At 50.5% G+C, this 23,732-nt stretch carries 19 protein-coding genes; 5 read left to right on the plus strand and 14 right to left on the minus strand.

Translation table 11 applies throughout. From position 1 onward, the window contains the following. Positions 1-105 precede the first annotated feature (105 nt). The 10 genes from DW922_RS14745 to DW922_RS14790 all read right to left on the minus strand — a co-directional run bounded on the left by DW922_RS14745 (position 106) and on the right by DW922_RS14790 (position 13,900). Entirely contained in the window at positions 106-849 is a 744-nt protein-coding gene (locus DW922_RS14745) for an amino acid ABC transporter ATP-binding protein (RefSeq protein ID WP_118541512.1), read from the minus strand. A gap of 2 nt (positions 850-851) precedes the next feature. Next, positions 852-1,643, minus strand: a complete 792-nt coding sequence (locus DW922_RS14750; RefSeq protein ID WP_118726972.1) for an amino acid ABC transporter permease — start codon at positions 1,641-1,643, stop codon at positions 852-854. A gap of 130 nt (positions 1,644-1,773) precedes the next feature. Next, entirely contained in the window at positions 1,774-2,670 is an 897-nt protein-coding gene (locus tag DW922_RS14755; protein WP_118726973.1) for a transporter substrate-binding domain-containing protein, read from the minus strand. A gap of 204 nt (positions 2,671-2,874) precedes the next feature. Then, positions 2,875-4,980 carry a L,D-transpeptidase/peptidoglycan binding protein gene (locus DW922_RS14760; RefSeq protein ID WP_195715081.1) on the minus strand — a complete coding sequence of 702 codons (2,106 nt, stop codon included), beginning with the start codon at positions 4,978-4,980 and terminating at the stop codon, positions 2,875-2,877. Positions 4,981-5,096: 116 nt separating this feature from the next. Next, entirely contained in the window at positions 5,097-6,500 is a 1,404-nt protein-coding gene (locus DW922_RS14765; RefSeq protein ID WP_118726975.1) for a L,D-transpeptidase family protein, read from the minus strand. A gap of 179 nt (positions 6,501-6,679) precedes the next feature. After that, entirely contained in the window at positions 6,680-7,612 is a 933-nt protein-coding gene (locus tag DW922_RS14770) for a calcium/sodium antiporter (protein WP_118726976.1), read from the minus strand. 399 nt (positions 7,613-8,011) lie between these two features. Further along, on the minus strand, positions 8,012-8,869 hold the full coding sequence (locus DW922_RS14775) for an SseB family protein (protein ID WP_118726977.1): 858 nt from the start codon (positions 8,867-8,869) through the stop codon (positions 8,012-8,014). Positions 8,870-9,074: 205 nt separating this feature from the next. Then, positions 9,075-10,577, minus strand: a complete 1,503-nt coding sequence (gene malQ / locus DW922_RS14780; RefSeq protein ID WP_118726978.1) for a 4-alpha-glucanotransferase — start codon at positions 10,575-10,577, stop codon at positions 9,075-9,077. Between the two features lie 15 nt (positions 10,578-10,592). After that, positions 10,593-11,444: an endonuclease/exonuclease/phosphatase family protein gene (locus DW922_RS14785; RefSeq protein ID WP_118718211.1), complete on the minus strand. Its 852-nt coding sequence runs from the start codon at positions 11,442-11,444 to the stop codon at positions 10,593-10,595. A 77-nt stretch (positions 11,445-11,521) separates the two neighbouring features. Then, positions 11,522-13,900: a PTS transporter subunit IIBC gene (locus tag DW922_RS14790; protein WP_118726979.1), complete on the minus strand. Its 2,379-nt coding sequence runs from the start codon at positions 13,898-13,900 to the stop codon at positions 11,522-11,524. 420 nt (positions 13,901-14,320) lie between these two features. Here DW922_RS14790 and DW922_RS14795 point away from each other — a divergent pair, with 420 nt between their 5' ends. After that, positions 14,321-15,349, plus strand: coding sequence for a LacI family DNA-binding transcriptional regulator (locus tag DW922_RS14795; protein ID WP_118718213.1), 1,029 nt, complete (start codon positions 14,321-14,323; stop codon positions 15,347-15,349). A gap of 91 nt (positions 15,350-15,440) precedes the next feature. Beyond that, positions 15,441-16,499 carry an acyltransferase family protein gene (locus DW922_RS14800; RefSeq protein ID WP_195715082.1) on the plus strand — a complete coding sequence of 353 codons (1,059 nt, stop codon included), beginning with the start codon at positions 15,441-15,443 and terminating at the stop codon, positions 16,497-16,499. 102 nt (positions 16,500-16,601) lie between these two features. Here the strand turns inward: DW922_RS14800 and DW922_RS14805 are convergent, their stop codons facing one another. Beyond that, positions 16,602-17,714 (minus strand): hypothetical protein, encoded by a 1,113-nt coding sequence (locus DW922_RS14805; RefSeq protein ID WP_118726981.1) that lies wholly within the window; start codon positions 17,712-17,714, stop codon positions 16,602-16,604. Between the two features lie 243 nt (positions 17,715-17,957). On the opposite strand from DW922_RS14805, the gene aroD reads away from it, so the two are divergent. Continuing rightward, positions 17,958-18,725, plus strand: a complete 768-nt coding sequence (gene aroD, locus DW922_RS14810) for a type I 3-dehydroquinate dehydratase (protein WP_118726982.1) — start codon at positions 17,958-17,960, stop codon at positions 18,723-18,725. Positions 18,726-18,819: 94 nt separating this feature from the next. On the opposite strand, the gene DW922_RS14815 is transcribed toward aroD, so the two are convergent. From DW922_RS14815 to DW922_RS14820, 3 genes are all read right to left on the minus strand, one after another. Beyond that, positions 18,820-20,004: a U32 family peptidase gene (locus DW922_RS14815; RefSeq protein WP_243032260.1), complete on the minus strand. Its 1,185-nt coding sequence runs from the start codon at positions 20,002-20,004 to the stop codon at positions 18,820-18,822. 65 nt (positions 20,005-20,069) lie between these two features. Further along, complete coding sequence (locus DW922_RS18340) at positions 20,070-20,195, minus strand: hypothetical protein (RefSeq protein WP_279221347.1); 126 nt, start codon at positions 20,193-20,195, stop codon at positions 20,070-20,072. Positions 20,196-20,200: 5 nt separating this feature from the next. Next, positions 20,201-21,715 (minus strand): hypothetical protein, encoded by a 1,515-nt coding sequence (locus tag DW922_RS14820; protein WP_118726983.1) that lies wholly within the window; start codon positions 21,713-21,715, stop codon positions 20,201-20,203. Between the two features lie 236 nt (positions 21,716-21,951). Between DW922_RS14820 and DW922_RS14825 the strand changes: the two genes are divergently transcribed. Next, positions 21,952-22,290, plus strand: coding sequence for a VOC family protein (locus tag DW922_RS14825; protein ID WP_118726984.1), 339 nt, complete (start codon positions 21,952-21,954; stop codon positions 22,288-22,290). 36 nt (positions 22,291-22,326) lie between these two features. Further along, positions 22,327-23,691 carry an MATE family efflux transporter gene (locus DW922_RS14830; protein ID WP_118726985.1) on the plus strand — a complete coding sequence of 455 codons (1,365 nt, stop codon included), beginning with the start codon at positions 22,327-22,329 and terminating at the stop codon, positions 23,689-23,691. Positions 23,692-23,732 lie beyond the last annotated feature (41 nt).

The following is a 23,732-nucleotide window of genomic DNA, read 5'->3' on the forward strand; positions in this document are numbered from 1 at the left end:
TCCAAAAGTTCCTGAGATAAATTGCGGAAAACCGACGCTGCAACACCATGAATCTGGTCCGGGACCTGAAATGAAAGAGACCTTACTTGTTTTATTCCAAAATTCCTAACCCTGAATAAACCGGCTCAAGAACTCCTGTGTCTTTGCCTTCTGCGGATTGCCGAAGATATCTGCCGGCTTTCCTTCCTCTTCGATGACTCCGTCCGCCATGAATACCACATGGTTGGAAACATCACGGGCAAAGGCCATCTCATGGGTTACAATGATCATGGTGATGCCTTCTTTTGCGAGGGTACGCATAACCGCCAGTACCTCGCCTACCATCTGCGGGTCGAGTGCAGAAGTCGGCTCATCGAATAAGAGCACCTCCGGCTCCATAGCCAGGGCGCGGGCGATTGCCACACGCTGCTTCTGTCCGCCGGAAATCTGCTTCGGCTTCGCATTGATGTAGGGCGCCATGCCTACCTTTTCCAGATATTTCATGGCCATGGCCTTTGCATCTTCCTTAGAACGCTTTAACACCTTGGTCTGGCCGATCATGCAGTTTTCCAGAACGGTCAGGTTGTTAAACAGGTTAAAACTCTGGAACACCATGCCTACCTTGGAGCGGTATGCCGGAACATTCACACCCTTGTCGGTGATGTCCTTCTCATGATAGAGGATTTCTCCGGTGGTCGGAGTCTCCAGCATGTTGATGCAGCGAAGCAGCGTGGATTTACCGGAACCGGATGCCCCGATGATACAGGTTACATCGCCGGTGTCTACGGTAAAGTCAATGTCACGCAGGACTACATGCTTGCCGAAGGATTTGCTCAAATGACGAATTTCCAATACATGATTCTCTGCCATCGTTAGTCTTCCTCATTCTTTTTCTCTTCATAACGGTACATGCCGCTGGTGTGTGCCAGGGTATCCGTGGTTGCCAGATCGTAGTTGTCGGAACCGTCCATGCGGTTCTCCAGCCACCGCAGGATGCGGGAGCAGGTAAAGGTCATGATAAAGTACACGATCATGGTGATGGTGTAGGTCTCAAAGTTCATGTACAGCGCACCTGCAGCAGATTTCGTCTTGTACAGAAGCTCTGCCACACCGATGACGGAAAGCACGCAGCTGTCCTTGATGTTGATGATCAGGTTGTTGCCGATCTGCGGCATGATGTTTCTGAGTGCCTGCGGCAGAATGACATACAGCATGGTCTGTACATGGGTCATACCGATGGCCTTTGCGCCCTCAGTCTGGCCCGGGTCAATGGAAAGGATACCGCCGCGGACGGTCTCAGCCATGTACGCACCGGTGTTGATGGACAGAATAAAATAGGCTGCCTGCCACATGCTTAAGTTTAAGCCTAAAAGCGGAAGCATACCATAATAGATAAACATGGCTTGCGCCATCATCGGGGTTCCGCGGAAGAATTCCACGTAGGCGTTCATGATCAGCTTAATGATCCACAAAACTACCTTTTTTACCGGGTTGTCTTTTGCTTCAACCGGAATGGTCTGCACAATACCCACTGCGAAACCAATGATGCAGCCCACCAGGGTACCCACCAGCGCAATGCGGATGCTGACTCCTGCACCCTGCAGCATAGACATTCCGTATCTCTGGAATACGACCATTACACGGCCGAAAAAGTCTGTTGGCATAATACTTTCTCCTCTGAATATTCAATAACTGTAACTACACAGACGCGCCAAATGACGCGTCTGCAGCCCTGCATCATTGCAGGAATGATATAACTTCGTTCGCCAGATTCGCTTTATTTGAAGCGCAATCCTAGTTAGCTAACGGCTGAACGGAAATTGCCTCGTCCATCATGGCAGAGAAATCGTCTTTGGTCATCTTGGTGAGAACGCTGTCGATGGCTTCTTTTAACTCGGTGTTGCCCTTCTTCATGGAGATACCGATGTTGATATCCTCATCGCTTACCTGGAAGTCGTTGTCGCCGCCGCCAAACTCAAGCATCTTGAAGTTCGGATAAGCAACCAAAGCGCCTTTACCGGTCGGCTGGTCGGTTACAACGAGGTCACACTTGTCTGCGTTTAAGGACATGAGCATATCCGGTGCACTTGCGGTTGCAGCCAGGATGTTTGCGTCCGGGATCTGCGGCAGGCAGTTCTGATACCAGATCGTGCTCTGCTGGGAAGTACAGGTTGCGCCAGCTAAGTCTGCTACGCTGGTTGCATTTGCGTACTTGCCGTCTTCTTTTACCAGGGTAACGATGGTTGCATAGTAGTACGGCTCGGAGAAGTCAACGGCCTGCAGACGCTCCTCGGTGATGGACTGGCCTGCGATGACGCAGTCAACCTGACCGGACTGGATAGCCGGGATCAGGGAATCCCAGTCAAGACGGACGATCTGGAGATCATAGCCTAACTCCTCACAGATCTTCTTTGCCATCATGACATCGTAGCCGTAAGCGTACTCGTTGCTGTCTGCGATCGGAACGGCACCGTTGGAATCGTCCGGCTGGGTCCAGTTGTACGGTGCGTATGCACACTCCATCGCTACCTTTAATACTTTCTTCTCGCCATCTTTTGCTGCCTCGGTCTCACCAGCTGCTGTGGTCTCTGCTGCAGTGGTCTCGGTCTTGCTGCCGCCGCATGCAGTCATGGATGCTGCCATCAGGGCTGCCATAGCGGCTGCCATTAATTTCTTTGCGCTTTTCTTCATAATGTTTCCTCCTCGTGCATCAAGAAAGCAAAGAAACCCCTTGGTTGAAGGCTTCTTTGCTTTCTTTTTTGCATATCTTATGGTTTTTTGCTTTTTTTATCATACAACCCGCCTGTGGCTTTGTCAATTGCTTTCTTTTTCCATGTCAAAACCAGTTACTGTTCACGCATGCGTGCCCAGCAACGGGATTTTGTATCGATTGTCTTACTGTCCTCCCGGTCCCGGAGTCTGTGCCGGGGACGGAGAGACGCTTGTTCCGGAACCCGGTGTGCTTCCTGGCCCTGCCTGGGTGTTTCCTGACGCACCTGGCGTACTCTGTGTTCCACCAGCGCTGCCGCCTGGTCCGGACTGGGAATTTCCGGAGGAACTGCCCTGAGACGCACCATTCTGTCCCGGATATGCCTGCGCACCGCCGGAGCCAGAGGTATTGCCCGACGGCTGTTGCTGGGCTGCTGCCCCTGGCTGGGCCTGGGATGAACCACCTGGCTGGGTTGCGGCCGTAGTTGGCTGGGCTGCTGCCCCTGGCTGGGCCTGCGCGGCTGTAGTCGGCTGCGCGGCACTCTCCTGCGGCTTTGACTGGCTACTTCCTCCATTCTGGGATTGCGGCTTTGTCTCTGCCACCTGCGTACCACCTGTCTGCTGCGCCTTCGTCTCTGCCGGAGTCTGCGCTGCCGTAGTCTGCTGGGGATTACTTTCTACTGCCCCATTCTGGGCCGCTGTGCTGGTCTTGCCATCCCCGGTTCCATCTAAATGGTAGCAGATGACCGGCATTCCAGCAGAAATATTTTCATAAACGGTCTTGGCTACTGCCGGAGGCAGATTGATACAGCCATGGGAGCCGTTCGTTTTGTAGATTTTTCCACCGAAGCTGGAACGCCAGTAGGCATCGTGCATTCCGATACCGCCGTTGAACGGCATCCAGTAGGATACCGGGGTCGAATAGTTTTCGCCCTTTAATGTAGCATTTCTCTGCTTGTAGGTCAGCGGATATACTCCAGCCGGGGTACTCCAGCCGCGGGATTCATTTCCCGATACAAAATCAGACTGTACGACCAGTTTTCCTTCCTTATAAAAGAACATATGCTGGGCTGTCAGATTGATCTCTGCGTAGGTCGTTCCGTAATCGTTTCCGTCGTGGGATGCTGCTGTCTGGCTGTAGACCGGCTCCCGCTCCTGGCTCTCGCAGGAAAGAAGGATCTGCTTTAGCGCAGCTGCCTCCTCACTCTGGTTGATCTTCCAGCCATAAACACTCTTACTGATGGTCACAGACTGTCCATAGGAGGTCCGGAAGGTTTTCGGTTTATAAGCGGTATTGTAGTTCTGGGCCATCCAGGATACATACTCACTGATTTTTGACTCATCCAGGGAAACACCGCCCTGGCCATCGCTTACCAGCCAGGTATGAAGCTTTTCCCCGTCCAGGATCTCACTCTTGCTGCCAAACCGGTACGTCACGCGGGTCTGCACATACTTATTCCATGCCGCAAGCTCTGCATTTAGTGCCTCATCGTCTGCTGTGATCTGCGGTTTTTTATAAACTCCTGCATCCTCCAGGGAAAGTGTTTCCTGGAAATTCAGGATTGCCTCATGGACAGCAGATGAGAGCAGCTCCAAGTCCGGGCTGGCGCCCTCATTCTCCGGCACGATTTCATAACCAGTCCCGGAAATGTAATCCGATATGTAGGCATTCTCAGGCTCAACCGCCTGCTCCGGCTTTAAACAGGAAAGTGCAGCTACCGCATCAGAAAGCTTCGCTTCATCAAACACAGCCATGGTGTCGATTGTGTAATCCACATACCTTCCAATATGAAACCCCCATGCAAAAACACTCTGGTCATTTAAGATCTGCTCCAGGGTTCCGTCAAATTCCGGGTGAAAGCCAATATCGCTTCCGCTTATAACCTCACTGGCCCCGCCGCGTTCCTGCAATGTCAGGGTATATCCGCTGGTCTCTGCCGTGATCCGGTCTTTGATTTCCTCCGGAGTAAGGCCGGATACATCCAGCCCGTTGATCGTCGTGTTTGGGAAATAGACCCTCTTATATTTCTGGCCCAGGCCCACATAGACGGCTCCGGCTGCAACTACTACTGCCAGCGCTGCCGCACCGGCTATGACCGCAATCTTCTTCCCGTTATTTTCCCGTTCCGGCTCCTGTCCCTGCTGTCCCAGCGGAGCACTCTGCTGGTTCTGCTGCTTCTGCGGCTCCACCAGCTTCTGGCTTTCCTTCTGTGCCAGTCTCTCCTGTTGTTTCCTTTTATTCCACTTTCCGCGGCTGCGGCCGTAGCCCGCCTGCTGATTTCCTGTTTCCATAAATCTAATTCTGTTCTTTCTATATAATAATGCCGAGGCCAAAAGCTTCTGGTCCCTGTGATACCGGATCATGCTTCACTGTAAACGCTCACAATGTCCATGACCTTAGGGTTTATTTAATTGTAGCAAATGACCGGAATCCCCGTATAAACCAGATCATAAAGTGCTGCTGCCTTCTGCGGCGGCAGGTTCACACAGCCGTGGCTTCCGCTTGTCTGGTAAATAGTCCCGCCAAATTTGCTGCGCCAGTTTGCATCGTGGAAGCCAATGCCTCCGTTAAACGGCATCCAGTAAGATACCGGTGTCTCATATTCATATTTGCCGTCTGCCTGCTTCTGCCCACGTAGGACGCGGTCACGCTGCTTGTAGGTCAGGCGGTAGAGTCCCGGCGGTGTCGTATAATTTTTCGATACATTACCGGTGACACAAGGTGCATCCCAGACAACCGTTCCTTCTTTGATCATGTATACATGCTGGGCAGTCAGATCTGCCTCCACATAAGTCGTTCCCCATTCTGCCGCACTGCGGTCCACTGCACGAGACGCATAGACCGGCTCCCGGCTCTGGGACTGGGCCGTGCGGATGACTGCGGCAAGCGCATCTGCTTCTGCTGCCTGATCGATCTTCCATCCAAAAGGTCCGCTCACGCTGACATCTCTTCCCGTCGCGGTGTGGAAGGTCCGTGCAGTCCCGGCAGTATCGTATTTATCTGCCAGGGTCTTCACATACGCACGGACTTTTTCCATATCAAGCTGGATCTGCCCCTCTGCACTTCCCGTGATCCAGGAACAGATTGAGGCGGAATCCAGTGTTTCGCTCTGCTCTCCAAAGGTATAGGTGACCGTCATCTCCCGGCACTGGTTCATGGTGTCACAGAGCGTCTTTAATGCTTCATCATCCTTGGTGACAGAAGGTGTATAGTAGCAGCCTGCTGCTTCCAGGTCCACCTCAGTCTCGCCCTTTGCTGCGGCATCGCGGATGAGCTGCGCTGTCTTTTCGCGGTCCACGTTATTGCCACGTACTTCCGGGACGATGGTAAAAGGCTGACCCTCCTGATATCCGGATACGTATGCATCTGCCGTTGTAACAATGCTGCTGCCGCTGATGGCATTTAAGCTTCCAATCTTTGCATCAAGCGCTGCCTGGTCAAAGCTTCCTGTCATCTCAGTGCGGTGCTTATTGTCTGCGTCTGGTCCGGAAAGCCGGCCGGATGCATTCTGTTCATCCAGGATCTGCTGCAGATATCCTTCCGGCAGCCCAACCGAAAAGCCAATTTCCGGTCCCGTGATCACTTCCGTCTTTCCGCCTTTTTCCCTGATCGTAAGTTTATAATCACTAGCGTAAAAATCCGCAACACGCTGCGTCGCCTGCTCTACAGTCATATTGCTGATGCCCAGACCGTTGACCGAGGTCCCAGATACAAAGGTTGTTTCATTTGCATAGGCACTGACAGGCCATAAAAGAGCAGCCCCAATCGCAAACACGGCACTCTTTGCATTTCTTTTCCAGCTTATTTTCATAATAATCCTCCCAAACGAGTCAACACACACCCGAAACAGTTTCCCGGCTGCACAGCGTACGCCAGGCGCCCTTCCTTGCAGGAACGTACTGCCCCGACAGATATATGTCCCATTATAGAAGCCGTCTGAAAAACCGTCAAGCAAATGCACCTGACGGTTTTCTTACATTTTATTTGAATTTACAAAATTAACCACGCAAAATATGCAGTGTAGCACAGAAGCATCAAAATGCCAATGCCTCTGCCGAGTTTCTGTTTCCGGAACGTTCCAAGAAAAAGCAGCACAGCCGCTCCGATTGCAACCACGGTATCCATCCGGAAATTCGGCTGAAAACTTACCGGTGTGATGAGCGCTGCCGTTCCAACTACAAACAAAATATTAAAAATATTGCTTCCTACAATGTTTCCGATGGCAATATCGGCTTTTCCTTTTAATGCAGCGGACACCGAAGTAAACAGTTCCGGCAGGGACGTGCCGAGTGCAACAATGGTAAGACCGATAAAACGCTCACTCATTCCCATCAGTTTTGCAATTTCCGTAGCCGCATTCACCGTTACGTCGCTTCCTGCCACAATCAGAAAAAGTCCAATAAGCGCACCCAGAAGCATCCGCCAAAGCGGCACCATTTGCTGCTCTTTTACCGCCTCTTCCCTTCCATTCATGGCCATGTACAACAGGTAACCCAGATAGATGAGGAACAAAACCCACAGCATGGCTCCTTCCCCACGTCCTACAACATTGCCGCTCATGCCAGCCAAAAGCAGCACCACCGTGATGAAGATCATATACGGGATTTCAATCCGTACCGTTGATCTTGCCACAGCTAACGTCGTGATCGTGGCTGTAATGCCCAAAATGATCAGAATATTTAAAATATTACTCCCCACAATATTTCCAATGGTGATCTCCGCATTCCCCTTCAGCGCTGCCGTAGTGCTAACCGCCGCTTCCGGCGCGCTGGTTCCCATGGCAACGATCGTCAGGCCGATCACCAGCTGCGGTACCCCGAAACGGTCTGCAATTCCCGAGCTTCCATCCACAAACCAGTCCGCTCCCCTCACGAGCATAAAAAATCCACCTGCAAGCAATAACAATTCCATGATCATTTTCATAGTCGTTCCTCCTCTTTTTCCGGTCGGTGGGGTCTGTAAATAGAAAACAAAAAAGAATGTGCCTTGGCACATTCTCGCGCCGAGGCGCGGTTGCTTCAGCAACGATCTACCTTTGCGCCGAGTGCGCTTCCTCGCGGAGCATTTTTATATGATAGGACGCAATTTCCTATCATATAAAAAACGAGGCCCCCACCGCACCTGTTCTGGTTATACGGTGAAAGTCTCGCTGCTTAGTCACTAACCGGGTTTCGTATCTTCGAAACCGTACTGACGGTTCTGCAAACATCTGCCATGGCTGGCAGCCTGTCAGCTACTCCCTTTCTCTTATAAAGGAAGCATAGCAGATTTTTCCAGAAACCGCTATGCTTTTTTCCAATTTTCACAAATCTTAACAAGTTGTTAATTGTTCTTCTTCTCTGTCTTCTCTGCGGCCTGTCTCTGAAGCGCTGCGGAAGCTGCCTGTGCGATTGCCTGGTCGGATGCTGCCTGTGCACGGGCTGCTGGATCGGCCGGTGCCGGAACCGGACGGTTCACTGCCAGCGGAAGGTTGACACCCATGATATTTAAGACAACGCCCTTTGCCTCTTTGTCCAATACCTTCGGAAGCTGGGCAGCGCCTACGATCACCGGCTTGAACGCATTGTTGCGGTTAAAACGGCTGAATTCCACTGCATCGGTAAATACCAGCTGGTATTTGTCACCGGTATTCAGCTTGACAAGCGGGGTTCCCTTGCCGTCCTGCTGCAGGGCAAAGATGAATTCGCTCTTCAAAAAGTCAGCTGCCATCTCCTCCTGAAGCTCTGCCATACGCTTCGGGTCCTGAAGCTCCTTCGGTCTGCGGACCTCCTGCGCAAAATACAGGGCAGTCAGATGAAGCTGTGGATTCTCGATCCACTTTTTGCCCTCTTCCAGCTGCGGGTTTTCTCTGCGCTTTGCAAATTCGTCGATCTGGACCAGCTCTTTCTGGTCATCGTAATAGATTTCCAGCGCATTGACACCCATCGTGTAAAGGTTTGTAAAAAATAACAGCATATGGTTTGCAAGAATCGTTGCAGCTCCCACCGGAATCTTTTCTTCTTTTAACTCTTCTGCTTTTGCCTTTGCCGCATCCTCAGACAGATAGATAAATACCTTGTCATCGTAGGTTTCCTTGTCACATTCCACATATGGTTCTTTTGTAAATCCAGATATCAATGCGTAAACTGCGCCCTCTGGGTCTTTCATCTGCGCAAGCAGTCTGTCCTTTGCTTCACTCATTTCGCTACTCTCCTGTCCGCGGCCATACTGTATATTCGTTCCTGTTCACGGATATTCAGCCATACGGCTCCGCCTGTCTTTCTATTTTTCAGCCGCCTGATCGCGGCCTGAACTGCAGCAGTTCAAAATTTTTGTTTACGCATTGGCAAATAAAAATGTCTCCTGGCTGCACTGTTGCTAATTATACAGGCTTTTTATTTCTTTTTCAACCCCAGTTCATTCTGCCGTAGCGCAGTGTCATGCCACGGATCTCGTCCTTTAGGTCTTCCGTCAGGTCATTTTTCCCAAGGCGCCATCTCCAGTTCGTTCCCACGGTGGACGGCTTATTGATGCGGCTGCGGTTGTCGAGTCCCATATAGTCCTGGACCGGGATCACGCAGAGTGCCGCACGGCTTCTCAGGATCAGACTAATGAACGATTTTCCAAGCTTCGACTGCGGCGTGTACTGGTCGCAGAGATAATCCCGCGCCATCTTCTGCTCAGCCGGAGTGATGCTCTTCCACCATCCGGCAAGCGTCTCATTGTCATGGGTTCCGGTATAGGCCACGGAATTTTCCGGATAGTTGTGCGGCAGATAGTCGTTGGCACAGCCGGAATCTCGGGAATCAAATGCAAACTCCAGCACCTTCATGCCCGGAAAACCGCTCTCCTGCACCAGCCTGCGCACGGAATCGGTCACATAACCCAGGTCCTCTGCAATGACCTGTTTCCAGCCAAGCGCCTGCTCCACCTTGCGGAAAAGGTCGATGCCCGGTCCCTTTTCCCAGTGCCCATGGATCGCGGAGGTTTCTCCGTAAGGGATCGAATAGTATTCATCAAATCCACGGAAATGATCGATCCGCACCACATCATACAGCCGGAAGCAGTGTGCCAGTCTGGAGATCCACCACTGATACCCCGTCTCCCGGTGATACTCCCAGCGGTAAAGCGGGTTTCCCCAAAGCTGTCCATCGGCCGAAAAGCCATCCGGCGGGCAGCCTGCCACAGCCAGCGGCACATTTTCGCTATCTAGCTGGAACAGCTCCGGATGCGCCCAGGCATCGGCACTGTCCATGGAAACGTAGATCGGAATATCGCCGATCAGCTGGATTCCGCGCTGATTGGCATAAGTCTTTAACTGGTTCCACTGACGGTAAAACTGATACTGCAGATACTGCTGGAACTCAATGTCAAAATACAGCTCCCTGCGGTAATAGTCCATGGCATTGCCCCAGCGCAGGCGGATATCCTCTGCCCATTTGGTCCATTCCACGCCATCGAACCGGTCCTTCACTGCCATGAAAAGCGCGTAGTCCGAAAGCCACCAGCTGTTTTCTGCCACGAATTTCTGGTAATCCGGATTTTCGTGGATGTGGCTGCGCTCATACGCTTTCCGAAGCAGCGGGTAACGGCCCCGATACAGCTTTTCATAATCAATATCCCGCTCTTTCTTCCCGAAATCGACGGCATCGCATTCCTCTTTTGTGAGAACGCCTTCCTCGATCAGGGTCTCCAGACTGATAAAATACGGATTTCCCGCAAACGTAGAAAAGGACTGATACGGCGAATCCCCGTAGCTGGTCGGTCCGAGCGGAAGGATCTGCCAGTAGCTCTGTCCGGCTTCCTTTAACCAGTCCACAAATTCATAAGCGCTTTTTGAAAAACATCCAATGCCGTACTCGGACGGCAGACTGCTAAGCGGCAGTAAAACTCCTGCTGATCTGTTCATATCGAAAATACTCCCTTATAATATCTCTGCCATAACTCCAAAATGGTCTGACACAACCGGATAAAATGTCCCGTTGCAGATCACACGGCTCTGTGCGACTGCTTCCGGACGGCTGCTGAAAATATAATCCAGACGGCAGCTCTCCCCTTCTGCCATCCGCTCCCTCCAGCCATCGATCACATGATCCACGGTTGCGCCATCGTCTTTTTTCTGTGCCAGACGATAGCTGTCCAGCCAGCCGCTCTGCCGGATCAGGCTGTAGCCCTCACCTGCGACTGCGGACGGACTGTTAAAATCACCAAGAAGCCAGACTCTTCCGGTTCCGGACAGTCTTCCCTGTTCCCGGAGCTTCCGGTTTAAGGTTTCCCACTGCCCGGCAAACGGGTCTTCCTCATCTTCCCACCAGCCCATATGGACCGTGTAAAACCAGGTATCCGGATCCTCTTTTGTGCGGATGCCAAGCACCCGGCGGGTCTTCCAGTAATGGTAATCCGAAGACCGGCTGATCTGAAACTGATCGGTATCCGCGATCGCTTTTAAGCTAAACAATGCCATACCCTCGTCATAACGGTCATAGCCCAGCTTTGCCGAGATCCAGGTCCAGGAATACGAAAGGCCGCGCGCCGAAAGCAGCCCCGCCAGCCGCGCCGCATGGTTTCCCTTCCGAAGTGGAAGGGAAAAGCCGCTGCAGCGCACAAATCCCGGGATCGTCTCATCCGGCAGGATCTCTTCGCTGGCCAGCTGATTGACCTCCTGCATAGCCAGGATATCCGGGCGTTCTTTGCAGATCAAGTCTGCGAAGGCACGTAATTTTTCCTCATAGTGCTCCTCGATCAGACTGTGCGTGTTGAGTGTGATCAGTTTCATGCATGTTTCCTCTTTTTCTTACAGAATTTGGTTCAAAAATCCTCTTGCATCGGATTTTTGACCTTTCGACCCTGGTATCACAGAATATCATTAATATCCGACTTTAAGACATCGGCCTTCGGTCCGTAAACAGCCTGGATTCCCTGATCTTTTTTGATCAGTCCCAATGCGCCTTCCTTCTTCCACTCCGGAAGCTCGGCAACCTTATCCAGATCGTTTACCGTAACTCTGAGGCGGGTCATGCAGGCATCGACCAGAACAATGTTCTCTCTTCCGCCGAGAAGTGCAATGATGCGCTCGGCCTGGCTGCCACTTGCTGCCTCAGTGCCATTGGCACCGCTGTTATTTCCAGCTCCGTTTCCATTTTCCGGCAGCGTTCCGGCTGTATTTCCATCCGCCTGCTTATTTCCACTACCACCTGCAGACTTTGCGCCATCGTCGGCTGCACCTTCATCGGTATAGTTTCCGAGACGTCCCGGGGTTGCGAACTGGAATTTTCCGATCATGAAATATGCAACAAAGTAGCCGATCACGAAAAATACCACAACGCAGATTACAAAGTTGATCAGGTCACCGCCCAGACCAGCCTTGATGGACATCGGGATACGGGTGAAAAATTCCAGGTTTCCAAAGGAATGGAGACGCAGGTGGATCACACCGGCCATAGCAAAAGCGCATCCCTGCAGTACTGCGTAAACCACATACAGCGGCAGTGCGCAGAACATAAACATAAATTCCAGCGGCTCCGTAACACCAGTCAGGAATACTGCTAAAATCGTGGAAACAAACATGGAACGGTAATTCTGACGCTTATCCGCATCGACTCTGCGGTACATCGCCAGGGCGATTCCAAGAAGCAGACCGGTCGCACCGATCATCTGGCCGACCTTGAAGCGGGCCGGGGTCACGGTGGTAAGCAGGTTCTGGTACGCTGCCATATCGCCGGAATTCTTGTAGTTGATCAGGTCGGTTGCCCATGCCAGCCACAGCGGATCCTGGCCAAACACCTGGGTTCCGGCATTGATACCGGTTGCAATGGTATAGGTTCCGCCAAAGGAAGTATAGTTCATCGGGATCGTCAGCATATGGTGCAGGCCAAACGGCAGCAGCAGACGCTCCAGGGTTCCGTAGATAAACGGGGCCAGGATCGGGGATGTGGAAGAAGAATTCGCGATCCACACACCAAACGCGTTAATGCCAGACTGTACCACCGGCCAGATCACGGCCAGGACCAGGGAAATGATCACAGACCAGGCAATGCAGACCATCGGAACAAACCGTTTTCCGTTAAAGAATGCCAGCGCATCCGGCAATTTGCGGAAATTGTAATAACGGTTGTAGATCACACCGCCGGCAAAACCGGAAATGATTCCGACAAACACACCCATATTCAGGGCCGGTGCGCCAAGAACGGAAGTGAAATAACCGTTTACCAGGATTTCCTGTCCGAACAGGGTATGGGTCACTGCATCCGGATCATTTAACATCGCGGAGGTTACACCAAAAATGGAACCCGTGATCTGGTTGATCAAAATAAAAGTAATGATCGCCGCAAATGCACCGCCTGCACGCTCCTTCGCCCAGGAACCGCCGATCGCGATCGCAAACAGGATATGCAGATTGTTGATCACGGCCCAGCCGATATTTTCCATCGTGCTTCCGATCGTCATCAGGACGGCCAGATCTGCCCCGCCCATCTGAACCAGCTTACCAAGGCTGATCATGAAACCGGCTGCCGGCATCACCGCGATAACTGTCATCAAAACCTTGCCAAGCTTCTGAAGAAAATCGAAGTTAAAGCTTAAGGCTGGTTTCTTTTTCGGGCTCTGGCTGCTGCCAGCTGCTTTATCTGCCTGGGCTGCTGCTTCCTTTGCATTGTTTTCATTCGCCATTTTTTTGTCTGTTGTTTTGTGGTCTGCTGAAGCTGTTGTCTGGTTTGCGTTCACTGCTTCTGTACCTGCGATTTTCCCAGTTGCTGCACCTACGTTTCCCCCGCTTCCTGCTTCCACCTGCATCAGCACAGTCTCTCCCGCTTTCACGGCACCCTCTGTCGGACAAAGTTTCTTGCCTTCCATGCCGCCGCACACCAGAACCGGGGTCACCGGGTTGATGTTATGCTCCTTTAAATATTCCAGGTCCACCTCTGCCAGGCGGTCACCCACCTTCACCTGATCTCCCGGTTTCACAAAAACCTGAAAGCAGGCTCCGTTTAAATGAACCGTCTCAAGGCCTACATGGATCAGCAGCTCCACTCCATCTGCCGTGCGCAGTCCAAACGCATGTCTGGTATCTGCCACGGAGATCACTTCTCCGTCTACCGGGCTTACAATATTTCCCTCGGACGGGATTACCGCCATGCCATCCCCGACGATCTTCTGGGAAAACACCGGATCTGGAACCTGTTCCAGCCCTACCGCTTCTCCCGTCATCGGAGAGAAAATCTTACTGCATTTCATAAAAAATCCCCCTCATGTTCTCTGGCTGCATTCCTGATCACGTTTGCGCACGCTCTGGCATTTTGGGTCCGGTTCTTCCTGTTCTTTTACAACCATGCGTCCATTATTTGTGCAATCTATGCAACCGTTTGCATTAACTATATCTGGTTTCCCGCGAGAATGCAACCACATTCTTTTATTTCGCATGGATTCTCCGATTTTCACAACTTTCGCACTCCGGTTTTGTGCGGAATGTCCAGAAATTTTTTGTTTCTGTTTTTATGCAATTTTTGCATGATTTTGCATAGTACCGTTGACTTTTTTTCTGCAATCCCGTAAAATAAAAAGCAATAGTGTTTCTGCAAATCATAACAAAATAACTAACCATAAAGCAGAAAGCATGACGAAACACATCACAAAGACAGAAAGGAAGCAGCACCGATGTCCGTAACCATCAAAGATGTAGCTGCGCTGGCCGGGGTATCCGCTTCTACGGTTTCCCGCACCTGCAAAAACAGTCCTTCCATCAGCGAAGAAACCAAACAAAAAGTACGCAGTGCCATGAAAGAGCTGGGATACGAGCCCAATTTCCAGGCCAGTAACCTGGCCTCCCGCAACACACGCACCATCGGAATCATCTTACCGGTCTCTGCGCGTGAAGTTTATGAAAACTCCTTTTATCTGGAAGCGATCCGTGGCATCAGCCAGGTCTGCAACCAGCAGCAGTACATCAGCACCATTGTGACCGGGCAGGATGAGGAGGAAGTGCTCGAAGCGGTCCGTTCCATGACCCGTATCGGCCAGGCAGATGGCTTTATCCTGCTTTACTCCAGGCAGAATGACCCGGTCATCGAATTTCTCCACCGGGAAAAGCTGCCCTACGTGCTCATCGGGAAGGCCTGCCAGTACGCAAACCAGACGGTTTACATCGACAACGACAACCTGCTGGCCGGTGACGAGGCAACAGAATATCTTTACCAGCTCGGTCACCGTAAGATCGCCTATCTTGGAGTCGATAACAGCCTGGTTTTCTCCGCAGACCGGAAAAGTGGTTACCTGCTGGCTCTGGCGCGCCATGGGATTTTGCCGAAGCCCGGATACTGTCTGGAGCTTCCATCCATCACGGCAGAGGGTCACACTCCGGTCCACGCATTACTGGAATCTGCTGACCGCCCCACCGCGATCGTGGTCAGCGACGATATCCTCGCACTGACGCTGGAACGCATCTGCATGGAAACCGGCCTTTCCATTCCAAGGGACCTCTCCATTCTTTCCTTTAACAATTCTTTGTTTGCAAGGCTCACCTCACCGCAGCTGACCTCAATTGACATCAATTCCTGCCAGCTTGGCATAGAAGCAGCCGGTCAGATGATCAGCCATATCGAGCGTCCTGAGCTTCCGGCCACCAAAATTTTAGTGCCGCATCAGCTGATCGAGCGGGCAAGCTGTGCATGCCCTTCTATACACTAAAAAGCAGCAGCGCATGTGCCCTGCACATGCTTATGCCAAAGAGCGGTTTCTTTGGCAGACATTTTTTCTATTACTGGGGGAAACGTTACAAATGAGTACAACGCGAAGAAGCGATATCGACATTGCCAAGGGCTTTGCCCTGTTTCTGGTGGTGCTGGGCCATGTCGTGACCATGCATCATACCATTTTCCGGTGGATCTACGCGTTCCACATGCCGGCCTTTTTCTTTCTCTCCGGCATGACCTTCCGTCCGGAAAAATACAAGACATGCCTGGATTACATCAAAAAAAGAGGAAGGACACTCATCCTTCCTTATTTTGCGGTCACACTGACCGCACTCGCTATCTGCACCATCCGCCCGTATTATCATCTTGCGATCGATGAATACGGATGGAAGCATATCCTGACCTGGATCTTTTACTACGGACAGCCACAGCAGATCTATGTAGGGCAGTTATGGTTCCTCCCGGCATTGTTTTTTGCCGGATTGTACGCCCTCATCTGGCTGAAGCTCTTTGACAAACGCTCTCTGACCGTGCGCTGCTATGCGCTCGCAGCCCTGGTGCTTGCGGGAACCTATATCCGCCTTGCTGATCCGCTTATCCCGGTCATGGACCGGCTTCCCTTGAAACTGGATTCCGCGCTCTGCGCAGCTGTGTTCCTAATCGCCGGGTACTACGCAAACCAGGAAAAGCTTCTGGAAAAGATGGAGCCATATACTGGTTTTCTGATTCCGTTTTTCGCAGTCTTAAGCTTCTTTTTCGGTCCAGAGCTCAGCACTTACGTGAATCTTTGTGACTGCCGCTACACCGCTCCGCCTTACTATTTCGGGGCTGCATTTTCCGGCATTGCCGCACTGCTTCTTGCAGCCCGCATGGCTGCCCGCCCGGCTTTTTCGGGCAGTGTATTTTCCAGATTCTGGCAGTTTTGCGGCCGCCGCTCCATGCTGCTGTTTTCCATCCAGAGCTTTGCTTTGTATTTCTTTGTGGAGCTCATTTTGCGCACGACCGGTGTGGAATTAAAGCCCATGGAATGGATGCCGACACGCCTTTCCACCTTTGCCCTGACCGCAGCCACCTTTGCACTTATCTGCCTCATCGGATGGCCATGGGACTGCTATCAACGAAAGGCACATAACAAAAAACGGTAAAAAGGACAACAAAAAACAGGCACCGCTGATCGTTGATATGTCCCCGTCTGCTTGACAGGGGCATATCACATCATGCGGATGCCTGTTTTTTGTAAAATGATATTATAAAGTAATGCTTCCCAGCGATTTTTTCAGCTGCGCGATTTCCTTCTCCAGCGCTGCTTTTTTCTTCTGGTCTGCCTCAAATTCTGACATTTCCCCGGTCTGGGTTTCTTCCCCTGCAAAGCTTAAAAAGCCCTGGGTAAACACTGACGGATACTTGAATTTCTTATCTGCCTTTTCAAAATGAACCAGAAGGGTTCCGTTGTCATTCGACTGTACCACACCAGTACCATACGTCTTATGGCTTACCTGTTTTCCAACTACATCCGGAAGGTTCACCGGTTTTTCCTGCAGCTCCTTTAGGCGTTTTTCCTTTAATTCAATCTCCTGCTTCAGCTTTTCCTGCGCTGCCTTAGCTTCCGCCACTTTTGTGCGCTCTCTTCCCGGTACTTTACGGATGTCCATGCCTGCATAATAGCGGTACAGACTCGCACAGTCCATGATATCATAGACCAGAATATGAAGCTGGTCATCGTAGCCATCTAATTCTTCCTCAAACAGATTGCTGTAAAGCCCTGTCAGTTCCTCATTCTCGCGGATCTCCTCCAGCAGCTCGTCGCACATCCGGTAATAACTCTCCAGAGAGAAGTTCTTACTGCTGAAATCTCCGTCAAACTCTGTGCAGGCTGCCCAGCCAGAAGCGGAGGATGCTTCAAACACATAGTTTTCTTCCGGTTTCCAGAGATTCAGATAGTAGATAACATGATCCCGGTTCTGGAGATATTTCTTCGTTGTACGCTCGTAATAACGGATACGCTCGTTAATCTTATCTGCAAAGAACTCAGCGCGGTCCTGGCGCTTTTTAAGGTCTCCTCCGTCATCACTGAATAAAAAACGGAAGCACTCTCTCACGTACTCGACCTCTGGCTCCCTCGCAAGCAGCATCCGAAGACCTGCTACCGGCTGCATGGCTGCATCGTCAAGAAGATTTCCAGCCTCCTGCATAGCCTTTTCAAACATTCCGGCAAAATCTGCCGCTTCCAAATTCCAAAACCGCTTAAAACAGCCCACTGCACGCCATTTGTAAACCTGATCGCTGTCATCTGCCTGCTCAAGACCTGCCAGGCGGCCCATGTACTGTTCCAATACCGTTTCAAAATTCTTTTTGTTCATATTCCTCACCTGTCTGTTAAATTTGCAGTCTGTTTCCGGTTTTCCAGAATCTGCATGTTATTTCTATGGATTCCCATTATATAGCAGAGAATATTCGCATTCAAGACTTGACATCTGTTTCACAATATGCTTTTATCATAATTCATCTGTGAAGCACGAACATTTGCAAATAAATCCTCCACTTGCTATAATTGGACACAGCAGTTCTGCAAAAATTCATTTTACACTTCAGGAGGCTTTATTATGAAACAGCCCGTTCATGTCAGAAACATCCAGATTGGGGATGGCGTCCCTAAAATCTGTATACCAATTGTCGAAAACACATCCGATTCCATTCTTACCGCTGCCAAAAATGTCCTGATGGCCTGTCCGGACATCATAGAGTGGCGCTGCGACCATTTTGACCAGGCCGAAGACCCGGAAGCTGCCCAAGCGGTACTCAAGGCTCTCCACGAAGTTCTGGGAGACATTCCGGTCCTTTTTACCTTCCGTACGGCGAAGGAAGGCGGAGCAAAAAGCATCTCCCCCGCTTCTTACCAGCAGTTAAACTGCCAGGTGGCAGAGAGCGGCCTTGCAGACCTGATCGATGTTGAGATCTTCACCGGCGATGACACCGTCCGCTCCATTCTTGATACCGCACACCACGCAGGAATTCCGGTCGTTGCCTCCAGCCACAACTTCCAGTCCACGCCAACGCAGGAAGAAATCCTTTCCATCCTGGAAAAAATGGACCTGATGGGCGCTGACATCTTAAAGATTGCCGTTATGCCGCAGTCCCGGAAGGATGTAGTGACGCTCCTTTCCGCCACAGAGGAAATGGACTGCCGCACCACACGCCCGCTCATTACTATGTCCATGGGGCCGCTTGGCATGATCAGCCGCCTGTGCGGGGAAGTTTTTGGCTCTTCTTTAACCTTCGGGTCAGTCGGCAAAACTTCTGCACCGGGTCAGGTCAGTGCAAAAGAGCTGGCTAACGTATTAAAGCTGATCCACGAAAGTATGGGGAACTGATGCCAATAGCTGTCCAGGGCAAATCCAGGGTCCAGAAATTTTCACGTTACTGTACACGCATACATGTCCAGTAACAATTTCTCACCGTGCATAATCATGAACCGGCAGCGGATTTGCCCAGGGAAGCTTCCCGATAATAACAGTTTCCGCTGCAGCCATGCGGAAATAATTCCTGTTTCATCTGCCTTTTATAAAATTCTTCCAGATAAGTTCCTGCATTTCTGGCAACCTTTCGCGTTGCGATTTCGTCTGCCGGTATACCGCCAGCAGCGTTTAGCCCTGCACTACGGACCGATTCCTGCAAAATTTCCAATGCTCTCTTCAGATTCCGGATATCCCGTTCCATAAAATCTACATAATTTCCACGTCCGACCAGTTTCAAATGCGTAACTCCCGCCTTTTGCAACTGATACAAAGCGCAAAGTCCGCAGCCGGTAGCACCACAGAGATAGCCATCTTCTGCATATCGTTCTTTGTCATTCCATGCTTCTATATCATGCGCCTTATCAGCCAGTTCTCTGTCACCCATTGCTTCAACATTCCATTCTTCATTGTCCTGCTCTTCTATGTTCTGACCTTCCGCCTTCACACCATATACCTGCATTTTTCCTCGTCTAAGCGGTCCCAGGCAATACGGAACCCGGCACAGATACCCCATTTCATCACAATGCAGGGAGTTGCAGAATGCTCCGCTAAACTGACACAGTTCATTTAAGACAAAGGCCTCATATTCCAGCGTTTTTCCCTCCCGTTTTCCATTCCGGATCACGGATCTCATGTCAGAAAAGCTATTCTTTCTATGAAAGATCAACCGCTGAATCCCATACTCCTGAAAGGCAGAAAGCATACGACTGTTCACCTCCCCTGTTTCCCCACTCAGGTGGATCTGGCAATCTATTTTTTGTGCCCTGAGATAAACGATCAGAGCCGGATCTGCCACAATAAAGGTCTGATAACCCAGCTCCATGCAATGCTTAATAATGTCCGCGATCTCAGGATACTGCTCCGGGAGATAATACAGCGCATTGAAGGTTAAGTGCACCGGCCTTTTGTATTTTTGAACCATCGCAGCCAGAATTTCCAGCTCCGAAAATGCCCCAAGCTGCACATTGCTGCAAAACACTTCCCTGCGGTTTAACGACATCAGCGTGCCATATTTCCGGTTCCATTCATACGGCACATACCCGGCAAAAAATTCGTCTGCACCTGCCTCACAAAACCGGATATATTCTTCGATCGAGCCAAGTCCCGCTACGATTTTCATTCTGTTTTCTGCCACAGTTCTTTATCTGCCTCCTCGTTTTCCTGCTTTTGTTTTACTGCTTTTGTCTTACTGCTTTTGTTTTACTGCTTTTGTCTTCTTTCTATTTTGCTTTCTCCACTACCTTTATCAAATTCTCTTGTGACTAAGCCTGTATCAGTTTTCAAACCTTGGCGCCCTGGTATCATAGAATCTTTTCCCATATCCATCTGCCTTACCACCAGCAGGCCACCACCAGGCGGCTGATCCGGTGATTCCTGCAAAATGCCACCGTCTTGTCCCAATCCTGGTTTGCAATGCCGGTTTGTCTCATAATATCCGTATCCATTCCAAACAACGAGTTTCCACGCCCCACCATATGCAAATGTTTCGGGTACAGATATGCTGCTGCCTGGCAAAGCCTGCTGCACTCTGTCACCATCTGCTGTTTTCCCCTGTCTTTCCAGCAAATCCCTGCATACAAGGTGCAATACTGAGAAGTATTCGTCTGGTAAAACGGCAGGTGCATATGGTTTTCTGCGTTTGGAAGCTTCTGCTCATAACCGCAGCTTTCCCATTCAAAACGTATGATTCCAAAACGCTGTTTTAGATCATCACGGTAGAAATCTGTGTTCAGACTATTTTCTTCCAACAGCCTGTGGCCTCCCATTTTGTATGCCATACGCGGGTCTTTTTTCCGCTTATTCAACAGCGTGCCAAGGCACGGTTTTAAATGTCCGGTCCGCTCTTTTAGCATATCTGCCATAGCCCAGTCATTCACTGCAATTTCGATTTCTGCCCCGTATTCTGCACACCAGTCTTCCAATTTTTGCAATAGTATTTCTGTATATTCCAGCTGTTCTTCTCTTACATAAGAGAACGTAACCGTAACTGCAAGCTTCTGCTCTTCTGCCTTTTTTAACATGGCAAACAGAACTGCTTCCTCCGGAAATAACAAAGGACAAAATGCATTTCCGATGTAAATTCGGTCTGGATTTTTATGAGAAAAGCAGCGTTTTATGATCGAATTTTTCGTTTTGTAATGGCGCAAAAGTTCTGCAAGGTCCTGCTCCAGAAATGCCGCATACTGCGCTGGATGGTCCAATTCCAGAGCCAGTTCCACCTCATCTTCCAGGCTGCTTTTTCGCTTCTGCTCCTGTTCCAGGTTTCGTTGGCATTCCTGTTCCGGCTTCGTTTTTGCCTTTTCCCCTACCCCGGAGCACTCCATCACATCTCCTGTTTCCGCATTTTTCCTGCTCATTTCCGCTTCCCATTCTTTGTTTAACCCGGTCTCTTCACACCAGTTCTGCATCTGCTCCGCAAAAGAATCTGCAAAAACCTCATCCTCCAGAGCCGGATACCCTGTCAGTGTTTCCGCCAGAAGTCCATCGTCCTCCTCCAGCTTCAGCCGGATATAGCGGTCATACTGCCCGAACAGCTTCCGCACTGCCTGACAGTAATCTTCCTGTGTTACAGTCACCGCATAAACATAGAAGAACTCCGTCTGACCTTCCAGCTTCCAGCACATTGCCCGGACCATTTTCTCCTCATACTGATTCCATTCCATATCATAAAAAGAAAGCAAAAAATCCGTATCGATTTTTTCAATCTTTTGTACAGTCCGAAAACAAAATCCTTCCTCTGAGAGCTTTGTAATGCGGATTTCTTTTTCTTTATAAAAACCAGCCAGCAGCGCAAACGGGATCATTTCCACCGCTGATTCTGTCCAATTCCAGAGTTCCTGCTCCATCGTAATCCGTACCTTTTCCTCTTCCGGTTTTCACTCCGCTTACCATTCACAGTACGGTTCACGCGCAGCCCATTTACCTTCGCAAAAACACTCCGGTATCGCAGAAGCAAAAACCTTTTCCTCTCAGCATCATTATATCAAATTTTGTATGCGCCGCATATCTATTTTCTATTTGCTATTTACTTCCAAATGCGTTATCGTAATATAAGAATCAACAGAAAACAGGAGAAGATACTATGGCAAAACTCGATCATGCAGCAATCCGTACCACTTCTTATGAAAAAGCACAGAAATTTTTTGAAGATGTATTTGACATGCACATGTGGCGGGAAATTGGAGAAAAACCAGCCAGAAAATGCTGGTATCAGGAAGGCATACAGCTCTGTGAGACAAAAGAAATCTGCGTCGACGGCCAGAATGGATACGATCACATTTCCATCGCGGTCGATTCTATCCCGGAAATTATGGAAAAGATCAAAGCTTATCCTACAATCGTCATCAACGATCACTGGTTTTCCCTTCCGAATGGAACCCGTATTGAGCTAAAACCTTTAAAAGACTGGAAATTGAATTAATAAAAAACGATAAGCAAAAGGCAGGTTACAGACAATATGGAACGAGACAGCGCACAGGAACAATATGACAAAATGACAAAAACCCCGGTTCCCCGGCTGGTACTGCGGCTGGGACTTCCCACCACCGTCAGCATGCTGGTGACCAGCATCTACAACATGGCCGACACCTTCTTTGTCAGCCAGCTCGGGACCAGTGTCAGCGGCGCCACCGGCGTGGTATTTGCGCTCATGGCGATCATTAACGCATTTGGATTTATGTTCGGACATGGTGCCGGAAGCAACATCAGCCGCAAGCTGGGCGGACACGACGTGGAAAGTGCCCGCGTATTTGCTTCCACCAGCTTCTTTTTGTCACTGCTTGCCGGAGGCTGCATCTGTGTATTCGGCTTTCTGTTCCATGCACCGTTTATGCGGCTTTTGGGAAGCACTGATTCCATTCTTCCCCACGCCATTGAATACAGTACCTGGATTCTTATTGCCGCACCAGCCATGGCATCCAGCTGTGTCATGAACAATATCCTCCGATACGAAGGAAAGGCCTTCTTTGCCATGCTTGGTCTGGCTTCCGGCGGCATTCTCAACATCTTCGGGGATATGTTTCTGATCTTCGGACTGAATCTCGGGGTCCGCGGTGCCGGTATTTCCACCGCCGTTTCCCAGTACATCAGCATGGCGATCTTGATCAGCCCGTTTCTCAAGGGGAAAGTCCAGAGCCGCATTCATATCCGCTATGTGACACACAGCTTTGCGGATGTAAAAAATATCATTGCAACCGGTTTCCCAAGCCTGATGCGCCAGGGGCTCAACAGCATTTCTGTCATGATCCTGAACTTGTGCTCTGCTCCGTACGGCGATGCCGCCATTGCCGCCATGAGTATTGTCACAAGGATCATCATGTTCCTGTTCTGCATCGCGCTCGGTATTGGCCAGGGCTTCCAGCCAGTCAGCGCTTTTAACTACGGGGCAAAAAAATACAGCCGCGTGCGGGAAGCCTTCTGGTTCAGCATCCGCAGCAGCCTGGTCGTTATGAGTCTTTCCGCCCTGGTCGGAATCGGCTTTTCCAGCTTTATTGTGAAAATGTTCCGGGATGATCCGGAGGTTATCTCAATCGGTACAACAGCACTGCGCATCCAGTGCTTCGCCCTTTTCTTCATGCCATTTTCCCTCTGCGGAAATATGATGTTCCAGAGCATCGGGCGCAGCGGAAAAGCAACCTTTCTCTCCATGATCCGAAGCGGACTGGTCTTTATTCCGGTCCTGTGGATCCTCAGCCACGCATTGGGCCTTCTTGGAATCCAGATGGCCCAGACTATCGCGGATGTCATTGCCGCAGCTATCACACTGCCCATGGTCGTACAGTTCTTCCGCACAATGCCAGAAGATGTGCCAGATCCGCAGTAAATCAACAAGTCAAATGTACAACAAGGGCCGTGTGAGTTGCC

This window comes from Clostridium sp. AM42-4, assembly GCF_003480105.1.
Classification (GTDB): Bacteria; Bacillota; Clostridia; order Lachnospirales; family Lachnospiraceae; genus Brotaphodocola.